The organism is Streptomyces sp. NPDC107454 (assembly GCF_055582885.1).
In genome coordinates, this window is the sequence record NZ_JBVJPA010000001.1 from 883,139 (window position 1) to 909,979 (window position 26,841).

Annotated in this window: 23 protein-coding genes; 6 read left to right on the top strand and 17 right to left on the bottom strand. The window is 71.5% G+C overall.

All coding sequences use genetic code 11. The annotated features are described in order from the left end of the window. Positions 1–6: 6 nt before the first annotated feature. The 4 genes from ACZ69M_RS03875 to lipB form a co-directional block, all read right to left on the bottom strand. Positions 7–708 (bottom strand): DUF4191 domain-containing protein, encoded by a 702-nt coding sequence (locus ACZ69M_RS03875; protein WP_095855076.1) that lies wholly within the window; start codon positions 706–708, stop codon positions 7–9. Positions 709–797: 89 nt separating this feature from the next. Further along, positions 798–995, bottom strand: coding sequence for an SCO2195 family GlnR-regulated protein (locus ACZ69M_RS03880; RefSeq protein ID WP_266757923.1), 198 nt, complete (start codon positions 993–995; stop codon positions 798–800). A gap of 315 nt (positions 996–1,310) precedes the next feature. After that, positions 1,311–2,276, bottom strand: a complete 966-nt coding sequence (gene lipA, locus ACZ69M_RS03885) for a lipoyl synthase (protein WP_470046276.1) — start codon at positions 2,274–2,276, stop codon at positions 1,311–1,313. A 440-nt stretch (positions 2,277–2,716) separates the two neighbouring features. After that, complete coding sequence (lipB, locus tag ACZ69M_RS03890; RefSeq protein ID WP_470046277.1) at positions 2,717–3,514, bottom strand: lipoyl(octanoyl) transferase LipB; 798 nt, start codon at positions 3,512–3,514, stop codon at positions 2,717–2,719. Between the two features lie 302 nt (positions 3,515–3,816). On the opposite strand from lipB, the gene ACZ69M_RS03895 reads away from it, so the two are divergent. Continuing rightward, positions 3,817–5,256: a regulator gene (locus ACZ69M_RS03895; protein WP_470046278.1), complete on the top strand. Its 1,440-nt coding sequence runs from the start codon at positions 3,817–3,819 to the stop codon at positions 5,254–5,256. On the opposite strand, the gene ACZ69M_RS03900 is transcribed toward ACZ69M_RS03895, so the two are convergent. Continuing rightward, entirely contained in the window at positions 5,257–6,606 is a 1,350-nt protein-coding gene (locus tag ACZ69M_RS03900; protein WP_470046279.1) for an NAD(P)/FAD-dependent oxidoreductase, read from the bottom strand. 405 nt (positions 6,607–7,011) lie between these two features. Further along, the gene (locus tag ACZ69M_RS03905; RefSeq protein ID WP_470046280.1) at positions 7,012–7,938 is read right to left on the bottom strand and encodes a TIGR01777 family oxidoreductase; all 927 of its coding nucleotides are present in this window, start codon (positions 7,936–7,938) and stop codon (positions 7,012–7,014) included. Between the two features lie 71 nt (positions 7,939–8,009). Here ACZ69M_RS03905 and ACZ69M_RS03910 point away from each other — a divergent pair, with 71 nt between their 5' ends. Continuing rightward, on the top strand, positions 8,010–8,498 hold the full coding sequence (locus ACZ69M_RS03910) for a GNAT family N-acetyltransferase (protein WP_470046281.1): 489 nt from the start codon (positions 8,010–8,012) through the stop codon (positions 8,496–8,498). A gap of 18 nt (positions 8,499–8,516) precedes the next feature. On the opposite strand, the gene ACZ69M_RS03915 is transcribed toward ACZ69M_RS03910, so the two are convergent. Then, positions 8,517–9,701, bottom strand: coding sequence for a MarP family serine protease (locus ACZ69M_RS03915; RefSeq protein WP_470046282.1), 1,185 nt, complete (start codon positions 9,699–9,701; stop codon positions 8,517–8,519). A gap of 187 nt (positions 9,702–9,888) precedes the next feature. On the opposite strand from ACZ69M_RS03915, the gene ACZ69M_RS03920 reads away from it, so the two are divergent. Further along, positions 9,889–10,701 carry a peptidoglycan recognition protein family protein gene (locus tag ACZ69M_RS03920; protein WP_470046283.1) on the top strand — a complete coding sequence of 271 codons (813 nt, stop codon included), beginning with the start codon at positions 9,889–9,891 and terminating at the stop codon, positions 10,699–10,701. A gap of 104 nt (positions 10,702–10,805) precedes the next feature. After that, the gene (locus ACZ69M_RS03925; protein WP_403687379.1) at positions 10,806–11,093 is read left to right on the top strand and encodes a hypothetical protein; all 288 of its coding nucleotides are present in this window, start codon (positions 10,806–10,808) and stop codon (positions 11,091–11,093) included. Here ACZ69M_RS03925 and ACZ69M_RS03930 read toward each other — a convergent pair. The 4 genes from ACZ69M_RS03930 to ACZ69M_RS03945 form a co-directional block, all read right to left on the bottom strand. Further along, positions 11,060–11,578 (bottom strand): DUF4240 domain-containing protein, encoded by a 519-nt coding sequence (locus tag ACZ69M_RS03930; protein ID WP_352052182.1) that lies wholly within the window; start codon positions 11,576–11,578, stop codon positions 11,060–11,062. The two genes, ACZ69M_RS03925 and ACZ69M_RS03930, sit on opposite strands and share 34 nt — an antisense overlap. 109 nt (positions 11,579–11,687) lie before the next feature. After that, positions 11,688–12,674 carry a helix-turn-helix transcriptional regulator gene (locus tag ACZ69M_RS03935; protein ID WP_470046284.1) on the bottom strand — a complete coding sequence of 329 codons (987 nt, stop codon included), beginning with the start codon at positions 12,672–12,674 and terminating at the stop codon, positions 11,688–11,690. A 111-nt stretch (positions 12,675–12,785) separates the two neighbouring features. Continuing rightward, complete coding sequence (gene aceE, locus ACZ69M_RS03940) at positions 12,786–15,497, bottom strand: pyruvate dehydrogenase (acetyl-transferring), homodimeric type (protein WP_470046285.1); 2,712 nt, start codon at positions 15,495–15,497, stop codon at positions 12,786–12,788. A gap of 264 nt (positions 15,498–15,761) precedes the next feature. Further along, a complete protein-coding gene (locus ACZ69M_RS03945) occupies positions 15,762–16,385 on the bottom strand; it encodes a GntR family transcriptional regulator (protein WP_352052164.1) in 624 nt (207 codons plus the stop codon). A gap of 289 nt (positions 16,386–16,674) precedes the next feature. On the opposite strand from ACZ69M_RS03945, the gene ACZ69M_RS03950 reads away from it, so the two are divergent. Continuing rightward, positions 16,675–17,322: a hypothetical protein gene (locus ACZ69M_RS03950; protein WP_470046286.1), complete on the top strand. Its 648-nt coding sequence runs from the start codon at positions 16,675–16,677 to the stop codon at positions 17,320–17,322. 68 nt (positions 17,323–17,390) lie between these two features. Here the strand turns inward: ACZ69M_RS03950 and sucB are convergent, their stop codons facing one another. From sucB to ACZ69M_RS03970, 4 genes are all read right to left on the bottom strand, one after another. Next, the gene (sucB, locus tag ACZ69M_RS03955; RefSeq protein ID WP_470046287.1) at positions 17,391–19,193 is read right to left on the bottom strand and encodes a 2-oxoglutarate dehydrogenase, E2 component, dihydrolipoamide succinyltransferase; all 1,803 of its coding nucleotides are present in this window, start codon (positions 19,191–19,193) and stop codon (positions 17,391–17,393) included. 100 nt (positions 19,194–19,293) lie between these two features. Then, the gene (lpdA, locus tag ACZ69M_RS03960; RefSeq protein WP_470046288.1) at positions 19,294–20,682 is read right to left on the bottom strand and encodes a dihydrolipoyl dehydrogenase; all 1,389 of its coding nucleotides are present in this window, start codon (positions 20,680–20,682) and stop codon (positions 19,294–19,296) included. A 261-nt stretch (positions 20,683–20,943) separates the two neighbouring features. Beyond that, a complete protein-coding gene (locus ACZ69M_RS03965) occupies positions 20,944–22,473 on the bottom strand; it encodes a leucyl aminopeptidase (RefSeq protein WP_470046289.1) in 1,530 nt (509 codons plus the stop codon). A 175-nt stretch (positions 22,474–22,648) separates the two neighbouring features. After that, on the bottom strand, positions 22,649–23,431 hold the full coding sequence (locus tag ACZ69M_RS03970) for an adenosylcobinamide-GDP ribazoletransferase (RefSeq protein ID WP_470046290.1): 783 nt from the start codon (positions 23,429–23,431) through the stop codon (positions 22,649–22,651). Between the two features lie 85 nt (positions 23,432–23,516). Between ACZ69M_RS03970 and ACZ69M_RS03975 the strand changes: the two genes are divergently transcribed. After that, positions 23,517–24,278, top strand: coding sequence for a hypothetical protein (locus ACZ69M_RS03975; protein WP_470046291.1), 762 nt, complete (start codon positions 23,517–23,519; stop codon positions 24,276–24,278). Here the strand turns inward: ACZ69M_RS03975 and ACZ69M_RS03980 are convergent. Together ACZ69M_RS03980 and ACZ69M_RS03985 are read right to left on the bottom strand one after the other, a co-directional pair. Further along, entirely contained in the window at positions 24,221–24,949 is a 729-nt protein-coding gene (locus ACZ69M_RS03980) for a hypothetical protein (protein WP_470046292.1), read from the bottom strand. The two genes, ACZ69M_RS03975 and ACZ69M_RS03980, sit on opposite strands and share 58 nt — an antisense overlap. A gap of 70 nt (positions 24,950–25,019) precedes the next feature. Then, positions 25,020–26,816, bottom strand: a complete 1,797-nt coding sequence (locus ACZ69M_RS03985) for a phosphatidylglycerol lysyltransferase domain-containing protein (RefSeq protein WP_470046293.1) — start codon at positions 26,814–26,816, stop codon at positions 25,020–25,022. Positions 26,817–26,841 lie beyond the last annotated feature (25 nt).

Here is a 26,841-nt window from a genome sequence, read left to right on the forward strand (position 1 = left end):
GGAGTGTCAGCGGGCCTTCGGTCCGCCGCGCGGCATCCGCATGCCCTTGGGCATCGGACCCTTCGGAAGGGGCATGTTGCTCATCAGGTCGCCCATCGCGCGCAGCCGGTCGTTGGTCGCCGTCACCTGGGGGCCGGTCAGGACGCGGGGGAACTTCAGCATCGTCGTGCGGAGCTTCTTGAGCCCCACCTGACCCTCGCCGGAGCCCACGAGCACGTCGTGCACGGGCACATCGGCGACGATTCGCGCCATCTTCTTCTTCTCGGCCGCCAGCAGGCTCTTCACCCGGTTCGGGTTGCCCTCGGCCACCAGCACGATGCCGGCCTTGCCGACCGCGCGGTGCACCACGTCCTGGCTGCGGTTCATCGCCACCGCCGGAGTCGTGGTCCAGCCCCGGCCGATGTTGTCCAGTACGGCCGCTGCTGCGCCGGGCTGGCCCTCCATCTGTCCGAACGCGGCTCGCTCGGCCCTGCGCCCGAAGACGATCGCCGTCGCGAGGAAGGCGAGCAGAAGGCCGAGAATGCCCAGGTAGTACGGGTGGTCGATCAAGAGGCCGATCGCGAGGAAGACACCGAAGGTGACGATTCCGACTGCCGCGAGTACAAGACCGATCTTGGAGTCGGCCTTGCGAGTCATCTTGTAGGTCAGGGCGATCTGCTTGAGTCGCCCGGGGTTAGCAGCGTCCGCTGCAGTTTCCTTCCTCGCCATGCCACGAAGTCTACGTGGCCCGGCAAGCGCCGACGACGGCAGTGTCCGGGCAGGCGGCGGCAGCGCCCGCACGGGGAGTCCGGCGACGGCTAGGAACGCGTCGACACGGACTCCAGCACGCGCTGCGCCTCGACCCGGTCCTTGGCGCGGCGGCGGTCCTCCAGGACGGAGGTCCAGGCGTTGCGGCGGGCGGTGCGCTGGCCACTGCTCATGAGCAGCGACTCGACGGCACGGAGTGCATCGGTGAACGACGGGATGGCTGTGGCGCGTACGGGCGCGGCCTGCATGATGGAGGTCCCCCCTCGGGATGGCGGCTCTGGACGGGGCGGTACGTGGAGTAAGACCAGGGTCACTGATTGGTGTTACCAGGGCGTGACCGACCGGTCAAACACCAATGAAGCCTTGATGCGGCGGGCCTCCAGCATGACGCCGTCCTGACGCCTGTCCCCATCTGCGCGGACGGTCCGCAGCGCGGTGAATTGGCCACATTGTGGGGGGAGTTGCTTGTGCGCCGATTCACACGCGAGCGGTGGCACTGAGTGCCACCGCTCGCCTTGTACGGCGTTTCAAATTGTGTCGCCCGCATTGCTCCGTACGGGTGTTCAGACCGCCTGCGAGGCGATGTACGCGCCACGCTTCTCGATGGCCATCTGGTACAGCCGACCCGCGCGGTACGAGGAGCGCACGAGCGGGCCCGACATGACACCGGAGAAGCCGATCTGCTCGGCCTCCTCCTTCAGCTCCACGAACTCGTGCGGCTTGACCCAGCGCTCCACGGGGTGGTGGCGCACGGAGGGACGCAGGTACTGAGTGATGGTCACCAGCTCGCAGCCCGCCTCGTGCAGCTGCGTGAGAGCCTCGCTGACCTCCTCGCGGGTCTCGCCCATGCCGAGGATGAGGTTCGACTTCGTGACCAGACCGTAGTCGCGCGCCTCGGTGATGACCTTCAGCGAGCGCTCGTAGCGGAAGCCCGGGCGGATGCGCTTGAAGATCCGGGGGACCGTCTCGACGTTGTGCGCGAAGACCTCGGGGCGGGACGAGAAGACCTCGGCCAGCTGGGCGGGCTCGGCGTTGAAGTCGGGGGCGAGGAGCTCGACCTTGGTACGGCCGGCCTCACGCTCCGCGGTCTGCTGGTGGATCTGGCGGACCGTCTCGGCGTACAGCCAGGCCCCGCCGTCCTCCAGGTCGTCGCGGGCGACGCCGGTGATGGTGGCGTAGTTCAGGTCCATCGTGACCACGGACTCGCCCACGCGACGGGGCTCGTCGCGGTCGAGTGCCTCCGGCTTGCCCGTGTCGATCTGGCAGAAGTCGCAGCGCCGGGTGCACTGGTCGCCACCGATCAGGAACGTGGCCTCGCGGTCTTCCCAGCACTCGTAGATGTTGGGGCAGCCCGCCTCCTGGCAGACCGTGTGCAGGCCCTCGCTCTTCACGAGGTTCTGCATCTTCGTGTACTCGGGGCCCATTTTCGCCCGGGTCTTGATCCACTCGGGCTTGCGCTCGATGGGGGTCTGGGCGTTCCGGACCTCCAGGCGCAGCATTTTGCGTCCGTCGGGTGCGACTGCGGACACATCGGCTCCCTGTAGCTTCGATTCTTCGGCGTACACCAGGGTACGCCCGTACGGTTCTCGGCCCCCGGGGTGGGCAACCTTGCGGACCGGGGGTGCATTCCCGAGGGTTTCCTCGCCCCCGCCGCCCCTACCCGCCCCATCCCCAGCCTGGGGACTCCGCCCCCAGCCCCCCCATCGGCCTGAACGGCCTCGTCCTCAAACGCCGGACAGGCTGAAAGACACCCGCCAGCGCCCTCAAGAGGCACGGGGGATGCGGGGCGCAGCCCCCGCTTTGGGGGCGCGGGGAACTGCGCGCCCAGCCCCCACGGGCCCGCGGCCAAAGGCTTCGGGCGGCCGGGGGATGCGGGGCGCAGCCCCGATCCCGTAGGGGCGCGGGGAACTGCGCGGGCAACCCCCACGCGCCCGCGGCCGAACGAGCCGAGCGGGGCGCAGCCCCTCCGTCAGGCCGAGGCCCGTTCGACCTCGCGGGGGCGCAGGTCGGCGTTCTCCAGGACGTCGCGGAGATGCTTCTCCGCAACCGGCAGCACCTCGGCGATGGTGACCTCGCGCCCCAGCTCGTACGCCAGGGACGTCACCCCCGCGTCCCGGATCCCGCACGGGATGATCTTGTCGAAGGAGGATGTGTCCGGATTCACGTTCAGGGCGAAGCCGTGCATCGTGACGCCCTTGGCGACCCGGATCCCCATGGCGCAGATCTTCCGGTCCTCGCGCCGCTGTCCGGCGTTGGAGGGCGCGTACTCGGGCCCGTTCAGACGCGGGTCGAACTCCTCGTCCGTCAGCCGCGGGTCGAAGTCGAGGGAGAGCCCGCCGAGGGAGGGGCGTGAGGCGACGGGGTCACCCAGGACCCAGACGCCCGCCCGGCCCTCCACCCGGCTGGTCTCGACGCCGAACTCGGCGCAGACCCGGATCATGACCTCTTCGAGCCGCCGCAGGTGCGCCACCACGTCCACCGGACGCGGCAGCTTCTGGATCGGGTAGCCCACGAGCTGCCCGGGCCCGTGCCAGGTGATCTTGCCGCCACGGTCCACGTCGACCACGGGCGTGCCGTCGAGGGGCCGTTCGCTGTCCGCCGTACGCCGGCCCGCCGTGTAGACCGGCGGGTGCTCCAGGAGCAGACAGGTGTCGGGGACCTCGTCCAGGAAACGGGCGGCATGCACGCGGCGCTGCTCGTCCCAGGCCTCTTGGTACTCCACGGCCTCGGCACCGAATCCCATGCGGACGAACCGCAACTCACTCACGGCAAGCGCCTCCCTAGAAGCCTCAGAACCTTCAGAACCGGTGGTGTGGCAACCGGCGGGCCCGTTGCGCGGCAGGCGAAAGAACCTTTCGTCAGGTACGTAACGCGCCCACGCCACTGTACGTCCGGGGCGCGCGCGTCAGCCCAGCGGTCAATCCTCACACGATCGGATGAATGTAGGTCGATGCGCGCGATCAGGTGCTTACTCTCCGCTACATTCGCGCCGTCCATGAGGCCATAAGGGCTGCTCACAGGCAATCCGGGCACCGAGTGATGCCCGGAAGGCAGGAGACCGCACCGCAGATGACGGAACGACCCGCGCAGCGCACTCCCAATCGCCAGCTCGCCGCGCTCATCGCAGAAGCGGGGTTCTCCAACGCAGGTCTCGCCCGTCGCGTGGACCAGCTCGGCCTCGAACACGGACTTGACCTGAGATATGACAAGACATCGGTGACACGGTGGCTGCGCGGGCAGCAGCCCCGCGGCACCACACCCGCCCTCATCGCCGAGGTGTTCACACGGCGCCTCGGCCGCCGCCTCACCGCGCAGGACCTCGGGCTCGACGCCTGCGCACCCGTCTACGCGGGCCTGGAGTTCGCCGCGACCCCCGAGGAGGCCGTCGACATCGTCAGCGGCCTGTGGCGTAAGGACTCCGGCAGCCATGCCGAGCTCCGCAAGATCGCCTTCACCCCGGCGGGACTCGTCGTCCCCAGCCGCGACTGGCTGATCGGACGGGCCGACGACCGGGTGAGCCGCGGCGACCCGGCCGCCACGCGCATCCCCGCCCAGGGGCGCCCCGCGGTCCCCCGCCAGCGCAGCCAGACCGAACGCGGCCCCGGCCAGAAGGTCACCGGCGGGGACATCGCCGCCCTGCGCTCGGTGGGCGAACTGTTCCGCGCCCTCGACCACGCCTACGGCGGCGGCCACGCCCGCCAGGCCCTGGTCCGCTACCTGGAGCACGAGGCCGAGCCCATGCTGCGCGGCGCGTACGGCGAGCAGACCGGGCGGCGCCTGTTCGCCGCCGCCGCCGACCTCACCCGCCTCGCCGGCTGGACCTCGTACGACATCGGAGCGCACGGGCTCGCGCAGCGCTACTTCGTGCAGGCGCTGCGGCTGTCGCAGGCGGCCGGCGACCGGGCGTACGGCTCGTACGTCCTGGTCACCATGAGCCGGCAGGCGGTCTACCTCGGCCACGGGCGCGAGGCCGTGCAGCTCGCCCGGGTCGCTCAGCAGGGCGTCGGCTCGTCCGTGCCGCCCGTCGTCCAGGCGCTGCTGCACTCCGTGGAGGCGCGCGGGCACGGCGTACTCGGGGAGGTGCGGGCCTGCACGGCGTCGCTGGTGCGCGCCGAGCGGGCCCTCGAATCCGTCCGGCCGGGGGACGAGGCCCCGCACTGGGCGCGGTTCTTCGACGAGGCGCAGCTCGCCGACGAGTTCGGGCACTGCCACCGGGACCTGCAGCAGTACCGGGCCGCGGCGCAGCACGCCGAGCGCTCGCTGCAGTTGCGGGCGCCCGGCTTCGCGCGCAGCCGGCTGTTCTGCCGGGTGGTGCTCGCCTCGGCACGGCTCGGGCTCGGGGAGCTCGACCAGGCCTGCCAGTTGGGCGCCGAGGCCGCGGGGCAGGCGGCGGAGATGCGGTCGGTCCGGGCCGTCGAGTACGTACGGGACTTCGAGCGGCGGCTCGAACCGTACCGGGACGCGGCACCCGTACGGGGCTACCGGGATCGGGTGGCGGCCCTGGGCTGACTAGGCCGCCGTTTCCAGACGCTCCTCCGTCGCGGCCGGACGGGCGCCCAGGTCCGTCAGGAGGGCGTGGGCGGCCCGGCGGCCCGAATGCAGGGCGCCCTGGACCGTGCCGGTGTCCCGGTGGTCCCCGCAGACGTACAGGCCCGCCAGGAGGCGTACAGGGCGACGCAGGTCGTGCGGCGGGGGCATCGCGGGGACCGCGTCACGGGTGTGGTGGACCGCGAGGAGTTCCCAGCGGGTCGTCGACGTGCCGTAGAGGCGGGCCAGTTGGGCGCGGACCGTGGTGTCCAGATGGGCGGCGGCCGGGGGAGTGCCCAGCACCATCGAGGAGACGAGCGCCCGTCCGGCGGGGGCACGGGACGGGTCGACCTGGCTGATGACCGCGGTCTGCGCCACCGGGCCGCTCCGGTCGGCGTCCAGCAGCAGGGCCGGGTCGGCCAACGGGGGCTCGTCCGTGGTGTGGTGCAGGACCGTCACCGGATGGAAGGCGGGGACGCGCAGACCGGGCAGCAGCCGGGCCGCGGCGCGGGCTCCGGTCGCCAGCAGGATGGCCCGGCAGCTGAGTTCGCCGTGGTCCTTCGTCGTCACGGTGGTCGTGGAGACCGCGGTGACCTCGACGCCGGTGTGGACGGTGCCCGGCGGCAGGGAGGCCGCCAGGAGCTCCGGCAGGGTGTCCGCGCCGCCCTCCGGCAGACACAGCCGGCCCGACGCGAACGAATGCAGGGCCAGGTCGGCGGCGCGGCTGGAGGTGGTGAGGTCCGGGTCGCACAGGAGTGCGGCGAGCAGGGGGCGCAGAAAGCCGTTGACCGTACGGGGCGGCAGACCACGGGTGGTCAGCGCCTGTGCGGTGGGGAGGTCGGGGCGGGTGAGGAGACCTTCGGGTGGTGTGGCGGCGAGGCGGGCGAGCGCGGTGGCCAGGCGGGTCTGGTCGAGGTGGCCGCCGAGGGGGCCGGGGCGGGAGGACTGGCTCCGGGGGAGCCGGGGGGCGCTTGCGAGGGCGCGTGCGGCGGTGAGTGCGCCCCTTGCGCTCCGAGGGGTGGGGGCGGCAGCGCGATGGTGGCGGCCGTCGCTGTGCAGCAGCACGCCCGGGGAGAACGGGCGCAGGGCCAGGGTGTTCAGGCCCGGGGTGCGGTGCAGTTCGGGGTACGAGGTGGACAGGAGCCGGCCGATGCGGTCGAGCCGGAAGCCGTCCACCTTCTCCGTCGTCATGCGGCCGCCCACGGTGGGGGCAGCCTCCAGAACCTTCGTCGTGAGGCCCGCCCTGGTCAGGTGCTGGGCGGCCGCGAGTCCCGCGGCTCCGGCCCCGACGATGACGACGTCCACATCCGCCTTGCATACGGGCTCTAGCACGTACCCCTCCTCGAGGTTGCGCGGCCGGTGGGAACGTCATGCCCCCAACGTGCCCTGGGGATACCCGAGTTCGGGTCGAGGGTAGGTGCGTCCGGAGCCGTGGACAGTCGCGCGTCGGGCGTGCACGGTCGCATGGGGGTGCACGGTTTCTTCGTCTGCGGGTGCGTGGGGGTTGCTCGCGCAGTTCCCCGCGCCCCTCAGGCGGGGGCTTCGCCCCGCGTTCCCCGGCCGCCCGATTCGTTCGGCTGCGGGCTGGTGGGGGTTGCTCGCGCAGTTCCCCGCGCCCCTAAATGCTTTTAGCCCGTCCGGCGTTTGAGGACGAGGCCGTTCAGGCCGGTCGGGGGTTTGGGGGCGGCCGCCCCCAGGGATGGGACGGGTAGGGGCGGCGGGGGCGAGGGACGCTTGTCAGCGCAGGGCCGCTCGCAACGCGCCCTCGATCGACGGGAAGGCGAAGGCGAAGCCGGAGGACAGCAGGCGGGTGGGGTGGACGCGTTGGCTGTCCAGGATGTCGCCGGACATGTCGCCGAGGGCCAGGCGCAGGAGGGGGGCGGGGGTGGGGAAGAGAGTGGGCCGGTGCAGGACGCGCCCCATCGCCTCGGTGATCTCCCGGTTGGTGAGGGGCGTCGGCGCGGTGAGGTTCACCGGCCCGGACAGCGACGACGTGTCGATGAGATGCCGGATCGCGGCCACCTCGTCCTGCAGCGAGATGTAGCTCCAGTACTGGCGGCCGTCCCCCATCCGCCCGCCGAGCCCCGCCTTGAAGAGCGGGAACAGCTTCCCCCACGCCCCACCCTCACGGGCCACCACCAGCCCCGTACGGGCGAGGACGGTACGGACGCCCGCCTCCCGCGCCGGCTCCGCCGCCCCTTCCCACGCCACGCACACGGAGGGAAGGAAGCCCTCCCCGGGCGGCGCCGACTCGTCCACCACCCGGTCGCCCGTCTCGCCGTAGAACCCGATCGCACTCCCGTTGACGAACACCCCCGGCCGCTCGTCGAGAGAGGCCACCGCCGCGGCCAGGGTCGCCGTCCCCCGCACCCGGCTGTCCAGGATCTTCCGCTTGTACGCCTCCGTCCACCGCCGCGAAGCGACCCCCGCCCCCGCGAGATTGACGACCGCCGTGCACCCGGCGAGGCCCGCGGCGTCCATCCGCTGCCCGTCCGGATCCCACCGCACCTCGTCCCGCCTGCGGGGCGCACGCCGTACGAGGCGGACCACCTCGTGTCCGTCCGCGGTCAGGGAGCGCGTCAGCGCCGAGCCGATCAGGCCGGACGCGCCGGCGATCGCGATACGGGACCTGCGGGAATCCGGAGCGAGCGGTGAGTCGTTCATGCGCCCATCCTGCCGCGCGCGTCGGGAAAGCACGGGACGGGACCGCGCGCGGCCGCCGTAAAGTGACCTTCATGCCGGTACCGCACATACGCATCGCCACCCTCGGCGACGAGGACGCGCTCGGCCGTCTCGACCGTGTCACCTGGTCGACCCTGCACGCCGTCATGCCGCGCCCCCAGCCGCCGTACGAACCCTTCTACAACGAGCGGTTCGGCCCCCGGGACCATCACGTCGCCGAACTCGACGGCGTCCTCGTCGGCTACATCCGGCTGGGCTATCCCACGCCCCTCGCCTGCAACTCCCACGTCCGGCAGATCCAGGGACTTGTCGTCGCCGAGGAGGCGCGCCGCGCGGGCGTCGGACGAGGGCTGCTGCGGGCCGTGCTGGACGGGGCCCGACGGCAGGGCGCCCGGCGGATCACGCTGCGCGTCCTCGGGCACAACGCCCCGGCACGGAAGCTGTACGAGTCCGAGGGCTTCGAGGTGGAGGGCGTCCTGCCCGAGGAGTTCCTGCTCGACGGCCATTACGTCGACGACGTGTTCATGGGCCGCTTTCTCTGAGCTACGAGGTGATCAGGGCTACGAGGTGATCAGGTCGCCCGTGTCCACCGGTGTCGTCGCGGCCGCGGCGCGCTGGGCGTCGCCCGCGACCTCGTCGGCCGTCAGGACGTAACCCGTCTCGTTGTCCGAGGTCGAGCGGGCGAACACGACGCCGTACACCCTGCCGCCGGTGGTGAGGAGCGGGCCGCCGGAGTTGCCGGGGCGGACGGTGGAGCGGATCGAGTAGATCTCCCGGGTGACCATGCTCGAGCTGTAGATGTTCTGGCCCCGCGCGTTGATCCGGCTTGCGACCGTGGCCGCCTGGAGATCCAGACCGCCGTCCTGCGGATAGCCCGCGACGACCGCCGAGTCGCCGCGCTTGGCGCTGTCGTCGAAACGCAGGAGGGGGACCTTGAGGTCCGGTACGTACAGGACCGCGACGTCCTTGCGCGGGTCGAAGAACACCACCCGCGCCGAGTACATCCGGCCCACACCGCCCACCCGCACGGTCGGGTTGTCGATGCCCGCCACCACGTGGGCGTTGGTCATCACGTGCTGCGCCGCGTACGCGAACCCGCTGCCCTCCCGGCCCTGGTTGCCCGCGGCGCCCTCGATCTTCACCGTGCTGCGCTTGGCGGCACTCGTCGCCGCCGCGGTGACGCTGTCCCCGGAGGGCTTCGCGACACCCGCCGTCGGCTCGTTCTCGAACGGGTTGAAGACCTGTGGGAAGCCCGCATCCGTCAGCGCCGAGGTGGCCCGCGAGAACCAGGTGGGCGTGGTGTCCGGCATCGCCGTCTGTACGGCGCCCAGCAGCGCGGAGTTGCGGATCGACTGGGTGATGAGGGTGGACGAGGAGGCTCCCAGGACGCTCGCGGCGACCCAGGCCACCAGCAGCACCGCCACCGTGTTCGCCGCCGCCCCGCCGACCCCGTCGGCCACCCTCAGCGGTCCCTGGTCCAGCTCGCGGCGCAGCTTCAGCGCCAGCCGGCCCGCCAGCTCGTGGCCCACCACCGCGGGCACCAGCACCGTCAGCACGGCCGTCACCGTCGCCGCCGACGTCCCCGCCGTCACCAGGTCCATCATCCACGGCAGCACCCATACGCCGATGACGGCGCCGCCCACGAACCCGGCCAGCGAGACACAGCCGGCGACCAGACCGCGCCGGTAGCCGGACGCCGCGTAAGCAAGGATCACCAGCAACAGCAGGAAGTCGAGCAGGTCCACGGAGCCGCCTTTCTCTTGGGCCCCTTAGTACGCGTGGGGCAGGCCCAGTGATCAGGCACGCGCGCGTGGAGCCGGGAAACGGCCACGCGTGCGTGGACCTGTAAAAACGTCCCGGACCAGGACGATGGTTCCACCAGGTGGCACAGCACACATCGCGGGGGGATCGGAACCGGGTCAGGGTGGCCCCATGCGTGTCTTCCGAACGGCGCGAGGGGCATCGACGCGGCTCGCACGGAGGCTGTGGACGCGGCGTGCCGCCGTCGTCGTGCTCGGGTGCGTGCCCGGTCTGCTCGCCGTGCTCGCGCTGGTGGTGTGTGCGGTGGGGGTCGACCGGAGGGTCGTCGAGCGCGAGCGGCCGGTGGCCGCGCCGCTGCCCGCGGGTCCGCATCGCGCGGCGCGGCCGGTCATCGTGCCGCGGTCGCGGTGGCTGGACGCCGGGAGCACACACACGCAGCCGCCGGCCCGCTACGACGATCACGTCGTCGCGGTCTTCGTGCACCACACCGACTCGCCGAACGCGTACGAGTGCGCCGACGTGCCCCGCATCATCCGCTCCCTGTACGCCGGTCAGACGGATGTCCGGCGGTGGGACGACATCGGGTACAACTTCCTCGTCGACCGCTGCGGCACGATCTACGAGGGGCGGGCGGGCGGGGTCGACCGGGCCGTCACCGGAGCGCATACGCAGGGGTTCAACCATGGCACCGCGGGGATCGCGGCCATTGGTACGTTCGGGGCGGGGACGCCGGTGCCGCGGGCGATGACCGAGGCGATCGCCGCGTTGGTGGCGTGGAAACTGGGGCTGTCCGACGTGGATCCCCGTGCCGAGGTGCGGCTCGTCTCCAGCAACGACCTCAGCCGTTACACCGCCGGTACGAGTGCGGTGCTGCCCACGCTGGCCGGCCACGACGCGGGCTTCATGACCACCTGCCCCGGCGCCGCGCTGACGTCCCAACTCCCCCGAATCCGCTCCCGAGCCGCCCACCTCCAGGGCCGCTGACCGGCGCGGAACGCGTTCACAGACAGCCCACAGTCGAGTCAACGGTGTCTCAGATCGCCGCTCTCTAGTGTCCTTCTCGTAACAGCCGACTGGAGGTGGGGAAGATGAGCAGCAGGCGTACCGAGAAGACGGGCAAGGCGAACAAGGCGGCCGGCGCGGGGGGTTGGAACACCGCTTTGCGGACCCCGTGGACCGTGGCCTGCGCCGTGGTGACGGTCCTCGTGGGACCCGCCGCGGCCACCGCCTCGGCACTGGACCGAGCCAACGCCGCACCCCCGTACCACGCCCACGAGAACCACGAACACCACAAGAACCACGAGGCACACCTCCCGTACGTCACCCCGTACGCCACGTTGCCTCAGTCCCTGAAGCGCTCCCACAGCTTGGGATAGCGCTCGGCCAGCACGGACTCGTTCTCGAAGTCGAGCGGCGTCCCCTCCGGCTCGGGCGACGCGGGCGGAATGCCCAGGTCGGGCGCGACGACCCCGGTCAGCTGCTCGTACGCCTCGTCCGCGGCGTACCCGAGCTCCTCACCGTCCCCGTCGAGGTCCTCGTCGAAGTCGTCCAGGAGGTCGGCGAGCGTGTCGGGATCATGCATCGCGCCCTCGAAGACCTCCCGGCCCTGGCCGATCAGCCAGCACCGGAAGAAGTCGAAGGCGTCGTCGCTCACCCCGTCGAGCAGGACCCACGCCGCGCCCCACAGATCCCAGCGGTAGGCGCGGTTGTAGCGGGCCTCGAAATGACGGGCGAAGTCGAGCACGGCGTCCGGGTCCAGCTGGACGAGCCGTTCGACGAGCAGATCGGCGTGGTCCTCGGGGTCGCCCTCGACGGCCTCGCGGGTCGTGTCCACCAGCTCCCAGAACTCCGTCTCGTCCATCACGGGTCCAGCATCGGGCCTGAACGGGAGTGACGCACGCGGAGTGCCGCAGATTGTTATGCGCGCACATGCCGACGGTAAAACCGCCAGCTACGAGGCGTCTTCCCGGTCACCGGTACAGCGCCGCCAGCCGCGCCGCGTCCCCCGCGAACCGGTCCCGCAGCCCCGCGGGGGAGAGCACCTCCACCTCGGGCCCGAGCCCCGTCAGTTGCCCATGGGCGACCTCCTCGGACTCGACGGGGAGGGTGACCGTCACCCAGCCCCGCCCGTCGGGGTCACCGCACCCGCCCAGCGCCACTCTCGCGGACGCGGGGTCGACGACGTACGCGAGTCTCCGCACGCCCTCCGGAGACAGCCGTACGACGGCCTCCGCCCGCAGGATGGAGCGCGCGAACTGCTCGGCCCGCTCCGCCCAGAACCCGGGCAGGTCGAACCCGACCTCGCGGGTGAAGCACTCCGTGGCGGGCCGCACCTGCGTGAAGCGGTCGATCCGGTAGACCCGGAAGGGGCCGGATCCCCCCGCCCCGGGCTCGGGCACCCGCGCGCACAGGTACCAGACGCCCGCCTTCAGTACGAGCCCGTACGGTTCGAGGACCCGCTCCACCTCGGCCGTCCCGCGCCGGTACCCCGCGGTGATCCGACGGTCGTCCCAGACCGCCTCCGCGACCGCGGGCAGCAGCTCGGGCGTCTCGGGCTCGTTGAACCACGCGGGCGCGTCCAGATGGAACCGCTGTCCCGCCGCCCGCGAGGCGTCCCGCAGCGAGGGGAGGAGGGCGGCGGAGACCTTCAGACGCGCGGCGGAGGCGGCGTCCTGCATACCCATGTCCCGCAGGGCCACCGGCACCCCGCTCAGGAACAGCGCCTCCGCCTCCGTACGCGCCAGGCCCGTCAGCCGGGTGCGGTACCCGCCGATCAGGCGGTAGCCCCCGGCCCTGCCCCGGTCCGCGTACACCGGAACGCCCGCCTCCGAAAGCGCCTGCGCGTCCCGCGTGATCGTCCGTTCGGACACCTCGAGCTCCCGCGCCAGCTCGGCGGCGGTCATCGACGGCCGCGACTGGAGCAGCAGCACCATCTTGATCAGGCGGGCAGCACGCATACGGCCATGATGCCGGGCCCCACTGACAGCGAAGGGGTGCGCGGGAACGCCGAGGGGCGCGGCGGCCGTAGCCACCGCGCCCCTCGCGAAACACCGGAATCAGGCGGACCGTCAGAGTCCGTAGCGCTCCCGCGCTTCCTTCACCGCGGAGGCCTTGACCTCGCCCCGCCGTGCCAGCTGCGCCAGCGCCGCGACGACGATCGACTGCGCGTCGACGCCGAAGTGACGACGGGCCGCCTCACGGGTGTCGGAGAGGCCGAAGCCGTCGGCACCGAGCGAGGAGTAGTCCTGCTCGACCCACTGCGCGATCTGGTCCGGGACCTGGCGCATGTAGTCGGAGACCGCGAGGACCGGACCCTCGGCGCCCTGCAGCGCCTGGCGGACGAACGGCACCCGCTCCTCGCCGCGCAGCAGGGCCGCGTCGGCCTCCAGCGCGTCGCGCCGCAGCTCCGTCCAGGAGGTCGCGGACCACACGTCGGCGGCCACGCCCCACTCCTCGGCGAGCAGCTTCTGCGCCTGGAGGGTCCAGTGGATCGCCGTGCCGGAGCCGAGGAGCTGGATGCGCGGGGCGTTGGCGACCGGGGACAGGCCCGCCGCCTCGGCCGTGTTGAAGCGGTAGAGGCCCTTGACGATGCCCTCGTCGATACCGAGGCCGCCCGGCTTGGCGGGCTGCGGCATCGGCTCGTTGTAGACCGTCAGGTAGTAGAAGACGTTCGAGTCCTCGCCCGGAGCCGCCTCGCCGTACATCCGGCGCAGACCCTCCTTGACGATCGTCGCGATCTCGTACGCGAACGCCGGGTCGTAGGACAGCGCGGCCGGGTTGGTGGCCGCGATGACCGGGGAGTGGCCGTCGGCGTGCTGAAGGCCCTCGCCCGTCAGCGTCGTACGGCCGGCCGTGGCGCCGACGAGGAAGCCGCGGCCGAGCTGGTCGCCGAGCTGCCACATCTGGTCGGCCGTGCGCTGCCAGCCGAACATCGAGTAGAAGATGTAGAAGGGGATCATCGCCTCGCCGTGCGTGGCGTACGCGGTGGACGCGGCGATGAAGTCCGCCATGGAGCCGGCCTCAGTGATCCCCTCGTTGAGGATCTGGCCGTCCTTGGCCTCCTTGTAGTACATCAGCTGGTCGCGGTCGACCGGCTCGTACGTCTGGCCCTTGGGCGAGTAGATGCCGAGGGAGGGGAAGAGGCTCTCCATGCCGAAGGTGCGCGCCTCGTCGGGGACGATCGGCACCCAGCGCTTCCCGGTCTCCTTGTCGCGGACGAGGTCCTTGACCAGGCGGACGAAGGCCATCGTGGTCGCCAGGTTCTGCGAGCCGGAGCCCTTGTCGAAGGACGCGAACGCCTTGTCGGCGGGGGCGGGCAGCGGGGCGAGCGCGTGCGTACGGCGGGCCGGGGCCGGGCCGCCGAGGGCCGCGCGGCGCTCCTGGAGGTAACGGACCTCGGGGGAGTCGGCGCCCGGGTGGCCGTAGGGGACCTGGCCGTCGACGAACTGGCTGTCGGAGATGGGCAGCTCGAGCAGGTCACGCATCTGCTTGAACTCGTCCGTCGACAGCTTCTTCATCTGGTGGTTGGCGTTCTTGGACGCGAAGCCCTCGCCGAGCGTGAAGCCCTTGACCGTCTGGGCCAGGATCACCGTCGGCGCGCCCTTGTGGGCGAGGGCGGCGCGGTAGGCCGCGTACACCTTGCGGGACTCGTGACCGCCGCGGGAGAGGTGGAAGCACTCGGTGATCTTGTCGTCGCTGAGCAGCTTCGCCATCTCGACGAGCGCCGGGTCGGCGCCGAAGAAGTCCTGACGGATGTAGGCGGCGTCGCGGGTCTGGTACGTCTGCACCTGCGCGTCGGGTACCTCGCGCAGGCGGCGTACGAGCGCGCCCGTGGTGTCGAGCTGGAACAGCTCGTCCCAGGCCGAGCCCCACAGCGACTTCACGACGTTCCAGCCGGCGCCGCGGAACTGGGCCTCCAGCTCCTGCACGATCTTGAAGTTGGCGCGGACCGGGCCGTCGAGGCGCTGCAGGTTGCAGTTGATGACGAAGGTCAGGTTGTCCAGGCCCTCGCGGGAGGCGAGTGCGAGTGCCGCGGTCGACTCGGGCTCGTCCATCTCGCCGTCACCGAGGAACGCCCACACGTGGGACTGCGAGACGTCCTTGATGCCGCGGCTGGTCAGATAGCGGTTGAAGCGCGCCTGGTAGATCGCCGACAGCGGGCCGAGGCCCATGGAGACGGTCGGGAACTCCCAGAGCCAGGGCAGGCGCCGCGGGTGCGGGTACGACGGGAGGCCGTTGCCGCCCGCCTCCTGGCGGAAGTTGTCGAGGTGCTGCTCGGTGAGCCGGCCGTCGAGGAAGGCACGGGCGTAGATGCCGGGGGAGGCGTGGCCCTGGATGTAGAGCTGGTCACCGGAGCCGGGAGCCTCCTGGGACTCCTTGCCCTTGAAGAAGTGGTTGAAGCCGGTCTCGTAGAGCCAGGCCGCGGAGGCGAAAGTGGCGATGTGGCCGCCGACGCCGTGCTTCGCGCCCCGGGTCACCATCGCGGCCGCGTTCCAGCGGTTCCAGGCGGTGATCCGGGCTTCCATCGCCTCGTCGCCGTCCACGGCGGGCTCGGCGGCGGTGGGGATGGTGTTGACGTAGTCGGTCTCAAGCAGCTTGGGCAGCGCGAGACCGTTGCCCTCGGCGCGCTCCAGCGTGCGGCGCATCAGGTACGCGGCACGGTGCGGCCCGGCCGCCTGGGTGACGGCGTCCAGGGAGGCCTGCCATTCGGCGGTCTCCTCGGGGTCGCGGTCCGGGAGCTGGTCGAGCTCGCTCGGCTGGATTGCGGTGGGGTCGGTCATTGCGCCGCCTTCCGGATGCGGAGGGGGGTTCCCTCATCGGCAAGGGGTTTTCGGGGGTGCCCTTATGTCTTTGGCAGGACAGGGCGGCGGGCTCTGGTGGGAGCCCAGCGATGACTGTAACTCCCTGATCGATGATCGATCAAAGGGTTGAAGGCGAAAACCTCTTCGTATCGCAAAAGTCGGCACGGGGTGCCTTGACAACAGGCACGGGGTGCCTTGGATTCCCAGGGATTCCCCAGGTGAGCGTGGGTGCGCTCGGCTGTGTCACGGGCGCGGCGCGCAGCCCAGCACATGCGCCTTCACCAGGTCGGCGATCAGCGGATCCCGGCGCCGGAAGGCGTCCACGAGTGCCTCGTGCTCCTCCGCGTACGACTGCTGGACGGTTCCCAGCCAGCGGATGGACAGGGCGGTGAAGACCTCGATGCCCAGGCCCTCCCAGGTGTGCAGGAGGACGGAGTTGCCCGCGGCGCGCACGAGTTCGCGGTGGAAGGCGACGGTGTGGCGGACCTGGCCGGTGCCGTCAGACAGCCGGTCGGCCTCGTACAGCGCCGTGACATGCGGCTCCAGGGCCGAGCAGTCGTGGGCGAGCCGCTCGGCCGCCAGCTCGGCCGCGATGGCCTCAAGACCGGCCCGTACGGGGTAGCTCTCCTCCAGGTCGGCGGCCGTCAGGTTGCGCACGCGCACACCCTTGTTGGGCGCCGACTCGATCAGCCGCAGCGACTCCAGTTCGCGCAGTGCCTCCCGCACCGGGGTCTGGCTGACCTCCAGCTCGGTCGCGATCCGCCGCTCGACGATCCGCTCACCCGGCTTCCAGCGCCCGCTGACGATCCCCTCCACGATGTGCTCGCGGATCTGTTCGCGCAGCGAGTGGACGACGGGCGCGGTCATGAGGGGCTCCTTCGCGGGGGGCGGGCCGGACCCAAGGCGTTTGACCTTTAGACAATAAGGCCGCAGCGCCGTCGGAGAGAGGCGTACGGGGGCGCTTTCATGCAGGTGAGACGAGACTTACACGCTGTCAGAGCGGGCGCGGACGTAAAGACCCGTACCGAGTGGGGTCCGGAGGCGTCACGTCCGTGTCACCCGGAGAACCCGCGGGCCCCGCACGGTGTGTGGATCGGCACAGGGGTTTCGGCGCGGGGGTTTCCACGGGGGCTCCGGCGAACGCCAGGGGGTCGGCATGGGCGGACGGGGACGGAAGCGGGGGCTGCGCTGGGCTGCGGCGGCCGGGGCGGTCGCGGCCGTGGCGGCCTGCGGGCCCGTGGACACGGGGGCGGCCGTGCGGCCGAGTGCGACGCGGGCCCACGGCACCTCGGTAGCCTCCGGCGGGGCGTGTGTCTTCGTCAAGCCGGACGGCGCGCAGAAGTTCGGGCACGTCGGCTGGGGCTTCCGGATCACCGGCACCGGCCGCTGGGTGTACGGCGCGGTGGAGAACCCGTCGAACGCGCTCTACACCCCGCCCGGCGGCGACATCGGCGCCTGGCACGCGGAGGGCACGTACGCGCGGATGCTCAGCGACATGTCCCGGGACGCGCACTATCCGGGCAGGTCCACCCATCCGTACAGCCGCTACCGCTGCACCGACTCGCCGACCGGTGACGTGAACTCCGCCCGCGCCATGATCCGTACGGTCGAGAAGCGGGGCTTCCTCGTCGGCGTCGACCCGCAGACGGGGGATCTCGGCTCGCGCGACTGCCTGGACGCCACGTACGACGTCCTCAGGGCGTACCGGACGCGGCACCTGACACCCGCGTACCCGACGGAGATCCCGAACCTGTGGGTGGAGACGCTGGTGCTGTGGTCGGACAATGTGCTGAAGCCGCGGTGACCTGCGCCGGAAACGCGAAGCCCCCGTCCGGAAGGTTCCGGACGGGGGCTTCGCGCGAGCGGGGGTGGTTACAGGCCGAGCTCGACCTCGAACTCGCCCGCCTCCAGGATCGCCTTGACCGCGGTCAGGTAACGGGCCGCGTCGGCGCCGTCCACCAGACGGTGGTCGTAGGAGAGCGTCAGGTAGGTCATGTCGCGGACGCCGATGACCGTACCCTCCTCCGTCTCGATGACGGCCGGACGCTTGACCGTGGCACCGATGCCGAGGATCGCGACCTGGTTCGGCGGCACGATGATCGTGTCGAAGAGCGCGCCGCGCGAGCCGGTGTTGGAGATGGTGAAGGTCCCGCCGGACAGCTCGTCCGGAGTGATCTTGTTCGCCCGGACCTTGCCCGCCAGCTCGGCGGTGGCCTTGGCGATGCCGGCGATGTTCAGGTCGCCCGCGTGCTTGATGACCGGGGTCATCAGGCCCTTCTCCGAGTCCACCGCGATACCGATGTTCTCGGTGTCGAAGTAGGTGATCGTGCCCTCGTCCACGTTGATCCGGGCGTTGACGGCCGGGTGGGCCTTCAGCGCCTGGGCCGCGGCCTTCACGAAGAACGGCATCGGGGAGAGCTTGACGCCCTCACGTGCCGCGAAGGAGTCCTTCGCCTGCGCGCGCAGGCGCATCAGGCGGGTGACGTCGACCTCGACGACCGAGGACAGCTGGGCCTGCTCGTGCAGGGCCTTCACCATGTTGTCGCCGATGACCTTGCGGATGCGGGGCATCTTGACGGTCTGACCGCGCAGCGGGGAGACCTCCAGGGCCGGCGCCTTCTTGGCCGCCGGGGCGGCGGCAGCGGCCGGAGCCGGGGCAGCGGCGGCGGCCTTCGCGGCCTCGGCGGCGGCGAGGACGTCCTGCTTGCGGATACGGCCGCCGACGCCGGTGCCCTTGACGGAGGCCAGGTCGACGTGGTTCTCCGCGGCGAGCTTGCGCACCAGCGGGGTCACGTACGCGCCGTCGTCACCGGCGAGCGCGGCGGGCGCGGGAGCCGGGGCGACGGGAGCGGCAACCGGCGCGGGGGCCGGAGCAGGCGCGGCGGGCGTGACCGGGGCGGCGGCCTGGACCGGAGCCGGGGGCGCGACCGGGGCGGCCGGAGCCACCGGGGCCGGGGCGGGCGCCGGAGCCGCGGGGGCGACCGGGGCCGGAGCCGGGGCGGCAGCGGCGGGGGCCGGAGCCGCGGGAGCCGGAGCGGCGGCCGGAGCCGCGCCCGGGGCACCGATGACGGCGAGCTTCGCGCCGACCTCGGCGGTCTCGTCCTCGGCGACCACGATCTCCAGCAGCACGCCGGCGACCGGCGCGGGGATCTCGGTGTCGACCTTGTCCGTGGAGACCTCGAGCAGCGGCTCGTCCTCCGCGACCTCCTCGCCGACCTCCTTCAGCCAGCGGGTGACGGTGCCCTCGGTGACCGACTCGCCCAGCGCGGGCAGCACGACGTCGGTACCGGTGGCGCCACCTGCCGGAGCGGAGGGAGCGGCGGCGGGGGCCGGGGCGGCCGGGGCCGCGGGGGCCTCGGCGACCGGGGCGGGAGCTGCCGGAGCCGGGGCGGCCACGGGCTCGGCGGCCGGAACGGGGGCGGCGGCGGGCGCGCCCGTGCCGTCGTCGATGACGGCCAGTTCGGCGCCGACCTCGACCGTCTCGTCCTCGGCGACCTTGATGGAGGCGAGGACACCGGCGGCGGGGGAGGGGATCTCGGTGTCGACCTTGTCGGTCGACACCTCGAGCAGCGGCTCGTCGGCCTCGACGCGCTCGCCCTCGGCCTTCAGCCAGCGAGTGACAGTGCCCTCGGTGACGCTCTCACCGAGCGCCGGAAGGGTTACGGAAACCGCCATGGTTTCTGTTGCTCCTTACGAATGGTGCGGAAGTCTGTGGTCGTCGTCGCGCCCAGGGGCGACGCGGTGACTGAAAACAGCCGGAAACCGGCCGGGCGTATCAGTCGTGCGAGTGCAGCGGCTTGCCCGCGAGGGCCAGGTGGGCCTCGCCCATTGCCTCGTTCTGCGTCGGGTGGGCGTGGATGAGCTGGGCGACCTCGGCGGGCAGCGCCTCCCAGTTGTAGATCAGCTGGGCTTCGCCGACCTGCTCACCCATGCGGTCGCCGACCATGTGGACGCCGACCACGGCACCGTCCTTCACCTGGACGAGCTTGATCTCGCCCGCGGTGTTGAGGATCTTGCTCTTGCCGTTGCCCGCGAGGTTGTACTTCAGGGCGACGACCTTGTCCGCGCCGTAGATCTCCTTGGCCCTGGCCTCGGTGATGCCCACGGAGGCGACCTCGGGGTGGCAGTACGTCACCCGGGGGACACCGTCGTAATCGATCGGAACGGTCTTGAGACCGGCCAGACGCTCCGCCACCAGGATGCCCTCGGCGAAGCCGACGTGCGCGAGCTGGAGCGTCGGGACCAGGTCACCGACGGCGGAGATGGTCGGGACGTTCGTCCGCATGTACTCGTCGACCAGGACATAGCCGCGGTCCATCGCGACGCCCTGCTCCTCGTAGCCGAGACCGGCCGAGACCGGGCCGCGGCCGACGGCGACGAGCAGGACCTCGGCCTCGAACTCCTTGCCGTCGGCGAGGGTGACCTTGACACCGTTCTGGGTGTACTCGGCCTTCGAGAAGAAGGTGCCCAGGTTGAACTTGATGCCGCGCTTGCGGAACGCGCGCTCAAGAAGCTTGGAGGAGTTCTCGTCCTCGACCGGGACGAGGTGCTTGAGGCCCTCGATCACCGTCACGTCGGTGCCGAAGGACTTCCACGCGGAGGCGAACTCGACGCCGATGACGCCGCCGCCGAGCACGATCGCGGACTGCGGGACGCGGTCCAGGACCAGCGCGTGGTCGGAGGAGATGATCCGGTCGCCGTCGATCACCAGGCCCGGCAGCGACTTCGGCACGGAGCCGGTCGCGAGCAGCACGTGGCGGCCCTGGATGCGCTGGCCGTTCACGTCGACCGAGGTGGGGGAGGACAGCCGGCCCTCACCCTCGATGTACGTCACCTTGCGGGACGCGATGAGACCCTGCAGGCCCTTGTACAGGCCCGAGATGACCCCGTCCTTGTACTTGTGGACGGCCGGGACGTCGATGCCCTCGAAGGTGGCCTTGACGCCGAACTGCTCGCTCTCGCGGGCCTGGTCGGCGATCTCGCCCGCGTGCAGCAGGGCCTTGGTGGGGATGCATCCCCGGTGCAGGCAGGTGCCTCCGACCTTGTCCTTCTCGATCAGGGCGACGTCCAGGCCCAGCTGCGCCCCGCGGAGCGCCGCGGCGTAACCGCCACTGCCACCGCCGAGGATCACTAGGTCGAAAACGGTGCTGGCGTCGTTCGCCACGTCACGTCCTCCATGCATGTGCGCCACGCCGGTCTCCAGTGACCGGTCGGCGGCTGGTGTCCGGCCGCTCTTCTTCGGCCCTGTGGTGGGGGCCCTGTCCTGCCGAGAACCCATCTTCGCACTTGTCCGGAGCGTTCGAGACGCCGGGCCGGTGTGTGAGAAGTCGCACTGTCCGAATACGGGGGGTACCTCCGCGCCCCGACAAGGGGCGCGGAGGTACCCCGCGACCGGCCGCGCATCAGCCGCGGCCGTGGAACACCTCTAGCCGAGATCGCCCGCGGCGGTCAGCTCGGCGAGCCGCACCAGCGTCCGCACCGCCGAGCCCGTGCCACCCTTCGGCGTGTAGCCGAACGGGCCGGACTCGTTGAACGCGGGCCCGGCGATGTCCAGGTGCGCCCACGTGATGCCCTCGCCCACGAACTCCTTCAGGAACAGACCGGCGACCAGCCCGCCGCCCATCCGCTCACCCATGTTGGCGATGTCGGCGGTCGGGGAGTCCATCCCCTTGCGCAGGTGCTCCGGCATCGGCATCGGCCAGGACTCCTCGCCGACCTCCTCCGCGGCCTCGACGATCGCCGTACGGAACGCGTCGTCGTTGGCCATCACGCCGAAGGTGCGGTTGCCGAGTGCGAGCACCATCGCGCCGGTCAGCGTCGCCACGTCGATGATCGCGTCCGGCTTGTCCTCGGACGCCTTCCACAGCGCGTCGGCGAGCACCAGGCGGCCCTCGGCGTCAGTGTTGAGGACCTCGACGGTCTTGCCGCTGTACATGCGCAGCACGTCACCGGGGCGGGTGGCGGAACCGGAGGGCATGTTCTCGGCGAGCGCCAGCCAGCCGGTGACGTTGACCTCGAGGCCGAGGCGCGCCGCGGCGACCACGGCGGCGAAGACCGCCGCCGCGCCGCTCATGTCGCACTTCATCGTCTCGTTGTGCCCGGCGGGCTTGAGGGAGATGCCGCCCGAGTCGTAGGTGATGCCCTTGCCGACGAACGCGAGGTGCTTGGTCGCCTTCGGCGAGGTGTACGACAGCTTCACCAGGCGGGGAGCGGCGGCCGAGCCCGCGCCGACACCGAGGATGCCGCCGTAGCCGCCCTTCGCCAGGGCCTTCTCGTCGAGCACCTGCACCTTGATGCCGTGCTCCTTGCCGGCGGCGGTGGCGACGGCGGCGAAGGCCTCGGGGTAGAGGTCGTTCGGCGGGGTGTTGATGAGGTCGCGGGCGCGGTTGAGCTCCTCGGTCACGGCGGTGGCGCGCGCGAGGGCCGCCTTGTACGCCGCGTCCCGGGGCTTGCCGCCGAGCAGCGTGACCTCGGCGAGCGGGGCCTTGCCGTTCTTCGCGTCCTTGCCGTTCTTGCCGTTCTCCTTGTAGGCGTCGAAGGCGTACGCGCCGAGCGCCGCGCCCTCCGCCAGGACGCCCGCGTCGGCGGCGTCGGTGATCGGCAGGGCGAAGACGGCCTTCTTGGCACCGGCGAGCGCACGGGCCGCGGCACCGGCCGCGCGGCGCAGCGCCTCGGCACTGAAGGTGTCGTCCTTCTCCGGGGCGGCTCCCAGTCCGACGGCCACGACGACGGGCGCCTTGAAGCCGGTCGGCGCGGGCAGCTTCGTCACCTCGCCCTCGCCGCCGGATGCGCCGAGGGTCTCCAGGATCCCGGCGAGTGCGCCGTCGTACGCCTTGTCCACGGCCTCGGCACCCGGTGCGACGACCGGGCCCTTGGCGCCCTTCGCGACACCGACGACGATCGCGTCGGCCCGCAGGCCGGACGCCGCGGCGGTGCTGAGAGTCAGAGCAGTCACTGTGGTGAGATCTCGCTTCCATTGTTTTGCTGCGGCCGAGTAGGGATGGGTCGACCGGGCCCTGACGAATGACCCTAGATCCGGCCTCAGGGAGTGTCGTTACCTGGGTGGCACATACTCGGGACGAGCCTACGCGCGCCGCCGGGTTTCGCTCATTCCTACGCTCGCTGGAAGTTCAGCCGAGGGAGAGCGCCACGAGGGCGGTGGTCGCCGCCGTCTCGGCGAGGCCGCCGAAGACATCGCCCGTGATGCCGCCGAAGCGGCGTGTGCAGTGGCGCAGGAGCAGTTCGGCACTCGCGCAGGCGGCGAGGACGGCCAGGGGGGCGCGTACGAGGTCGTACGTGCCCAGGAGCGCGCCGGCGCCGGCCGCCGCGACGGTCACGGCGAGGGTCACCAGCAGGGCGCCGCGCACGGGCACGGTGCCCGCGACCGCGGCACCCAGGCCCTCGGGGCGGGCCGGGGGTACCCCGGTGCGCGCGGCCAGGGTGAGGGCGAGCCGGGCCGCGGTCGCCGAGACGACGGCCGCGAGCACACCCCGCGCCCACGAGGCCTCGTAGGCCTGGAAGAGCGCGGCGACCTGCGCCAGCAGCACGAAGAGCAGGGTGACCACGCCGAACGGGCCGATGTCGGACTGCTTCATGATGCGCAGCGCGTCCTCGGCGGGCTTGCCGCTGCCGAGTCCGTCCGCGGTGTCGGCGAGTCCGTCGAGATGCAGACCACGGGTGAGCGCGGCCGGTACGGCGGCGGTGGCGACGGCGGCCAGCAGCGGGCCCGCGCCCATCGCGAGCAGTGTCACGCCCACCAGGGCCGCGCCCGCCCCGACGACCAGCCCGGCGACGGGAGCGCACAGCATTCCGCCGCGCGCCGCCTCACGGTCCCAGCGGGTGACCGTGACCGGGAGCACGGTCAGGGTGCCGAAGGCGAAGCGGAGGCCGTGGGGGAGAGGGGTCCTGGACACCGGCGCAGGGTACCCGGGGAGGTGGCGGGCCGGCCGAGGACGGGTGCGGCGGCCGGGCGCGAGAGCCGTGGATAAAGTGCACATTATGGGTCATTGGTTGGACAGGAACATCATCGAACCGGGAAAGTTGCCGCTTCTGCTGGCACTTGCCTCCTTCGTGCTGACCTTTGTGATCACCCGTGTCGTCGTCCGCCTCATCCGCGCGGGCAAGGGTCCGTTCGGCAACGTCAAGGCGGGCGGTCTGCACATCCACCATGTCGTGCCCGGTGTCGTCCTGACGGTGATCGGCGGCTTCGGCGCGGTGGCCAGTTCCCGGCACGGCTTCGGCGCCGCGCTGTTCGCGGTGGTGTTCGGGGCGGGCGCCGGGCTGGTGCTCGACGAGTTCGCGCTGATCCTGCACCTCGACGACGTGTACTGGAGCGAGGAGGGTCGCAAGAGCGTCGAGGTCGTCCTGGTCACGGCGGCCCTCGTCGGCCTGGTGCTCGGCGGGTTCCTGCCGTTCGGGGTCAACGACATGACCCAGGAGGAACTCCACGACCGGGGCGGGGTCATCCTGAGCGTCGCCGTGAACTTCCTCTTCGCCCTGGTCGCCCTGAGCAAGGGCAAGGCCCGCATGGCGATCTTCGGCGTGATCGTCCCGTTCGTCGCGCTCATCGGCGCCGTCCGGCTGGCCCGCCCCTTCTCTCCGTGGGCCAGGCGCTTCTACCGCCGCAGGCCGCGCGCCCGGGCCAGGTCGATGCTGCGCGCCTACCACCGCGACCGCCGCTGGTTCGGCCCGCGCCGCAGGCTTCAGGACTGGATCGGCGGAAAACCGGATCCCGTCCGGCCCCTGCCCGGCCGCCGGTGAAAGCGGCGGCGGTGGCGGTAGCGGTAGCGGTGACGCAGGATCGAGATCCCGTACAGCACGAAGACCGCGGCGAGCGCGGCGATGTGCTCCTTGCCCGCGAGGTTCCCCTTGAACGCCACCTCGATCACCATCGCCGCGACCACCCCCCACCCCGTCCAGTAGGCGCGATAGCGCCAGGCGACGAAGATGGCGAGCCCGACCACGGCCGCCGAGGGCCCGGTGTCCACGACCTGTGCGTCCGTCACGGGCAGCCCCAGCGGGTTGCCCGGGCTCAGTGAGATCGCCATGCGCGCGTAGAGCGTGCCGGCCAGCGTGGCGGCGTACGCGATGACGAGCATCCGCCACCAGCCCAGACAGATCTCGGCGATCCCGAACACGACGAGAAGCTGCAGCAGCGCGCCCCACACCGGCAGGTCGAGGGCCGGCACGAACAGGGAGAGCGGGGTGCGCAGCAGGGCCAGCCACAGTGGCTCCTCGGCCCGCACGGAGCCGATGTCCTGCACGAACTGGAAGCCCCAGGGCTGGTTCTGCACGAACTGGAGGACGGCCGTCAGACAGACGGCCCCGAGCGTCACCGGCATCGCCCGCCATCGCTGTCTCGCGAGTGCCTCGCGCACGGTGACGTACAGCAGTCCCCATTCGGCGCGGGCGAGGCGGGCGAGGGTGTTCATGCAGCGGTCCCCATCCGTCCTGCGGTCCCGGTCCCGGGCCGGCAGGCCTTCCCTGTCTGTCCGGCTGTCCTCATCGGTGCGACTCCAGGTGCCTGCGGTGCAGCCACTTCGGCAGTCCGGGCGCTTCGAGAAACCCCTCGGCGCGCGCGGCCGCGAGGCCGATGCGCAGCAGGTCCGCGCTCTTCTCGAAGAGCAGGAACCGGGGTTCCCAGATCGGCCGGTACTTGGCGTTGGCCCGGTACAGCGACTCGATCTGCCACCAGCGCGAGAAGAAGCTGAGCAGCGAACGCCACAGCCTCAGCACCGGCCCGGCACCGAGGCGTCCACCTCGTTCGAAGACGGAACGGAACATGGCGAAGTTGAGTGAGACCTGAGTGATCCCGATCTCCTGGGCGCGGCGCAGGAGATCGATCACCATGAACTCCATCAGCCCGTTCTCGGCGTCCCGGTCACGCCGCATCAGATCGAGCGAGAGCCCCTGCGGCCCCCACGGCACGAAGGACAGCAGCGCCCGCAACTCCCCTTCTCCGTCGGTGCATTCCAGCATCACGCACCGCCCGTCGTCCGGGTCGCCGAGCCGTCCGAGCGCCATGCTGAACCCGCGCTCGGTGGCCCCGTCCCGCCAGTCGTCGGCACGCTTCAGGAGGTACGCCATCTCGTCGGCCGGGATGTCCTCGTGCCGCCGGATGCGCACCTCGTACCCGGCCCGCTTGACCCGGTTGTAGGCCTGCCTGACCGTGCGCATGGCGCGTCCCTCGAGGGTGAACTCGGCGGTCTCGACGATCGCCTCGTCACCGAGTTCGAGGGCGTCGAGCCCGTGCCGTGAGTAGACGGTCCCCGCCTCCTCGCTCGCTCCCATCACCGCCGGGATCCAGCCGTGCGCGCGGGCCTCGGCGAGCCAGGGCTCGATGGCGCCGGGCCACGCCTCCGGGTCGCCGATCGGGTCGCCGGAGGCCAGGGAGACCCCGCCGACGACGCGGTACGCGACCGCGGCCTTGCCGGTCGGCGACCAGATCACGCTCTTCTCCGGGCGCAGCGCGAAGTAGCCCAGCGAGTCGCGGTCGCCGTGCCGGTCGAGCAGGGTGCGCAGCCGTTTCTCGTCGTCCTCGGTGAGCGGGTCGACGGCGCGGCGGGAGCGGAAGGCGGCGTAGAACACGGCGAGGACCAGCAGGGTGCTGAGCACGTTGATGGTGACGTTGACCCAGTTGGCGATCTCCAGGCCGTGGAAGCGGGAGTCGTCGGCCGCGACGGAGACCAGTCGCAGGGCGCCGTAGCGCCAGCGGTCCCAGAAGGTCGAACGGTAGGCGTCCGGCGCGCTGTTGGTGACCGTCACCAGCAGCGCGGCGAGCAGGGAGGCGACGAGCAGTCCGCCGACGGCGACGGCCGCGGCGAGCTTGGGGTTCGACCGGTCGCCCTTCGCGTAGAACTCGCGGCGGCCGACGACGAGCGAGACGACGAAGGCGGCGGTCAGGACGATCGAGACCCAGTTCTGGGCGTACTGGCGGATCTCCGGGAACGTCATCGCGACGGCGAACAGCATCAGGAACAGTCCGCTGAGCACGAAGTTCAGGATCCACGCGGCCCGCTTGCGGCGACGCATCGTGATGGCCAGGAACATGGTGAACACACCCGACGCGAATCCTGCCGTCAGCAGGTACGGGGTGAAGAAGTTCTCGGTGTTGTGGCGCCGTACGTCCTGCCCGAGCGACACCCACGCGGCGCTCAGGAAGTTGATGAACGCGACGGCCCGCAGGTACCAGACCGCGAAGGCGGCGGCTCTGCGCGACGCGCCCGTGGACAGGTGGTCCCCTTCACCCCGACGGGCCGGGACCCGCTCCTGGTCAGCGGCAATTCGGGCATCTCCCATAAAGGGCGATGATATGGGGCGGGGC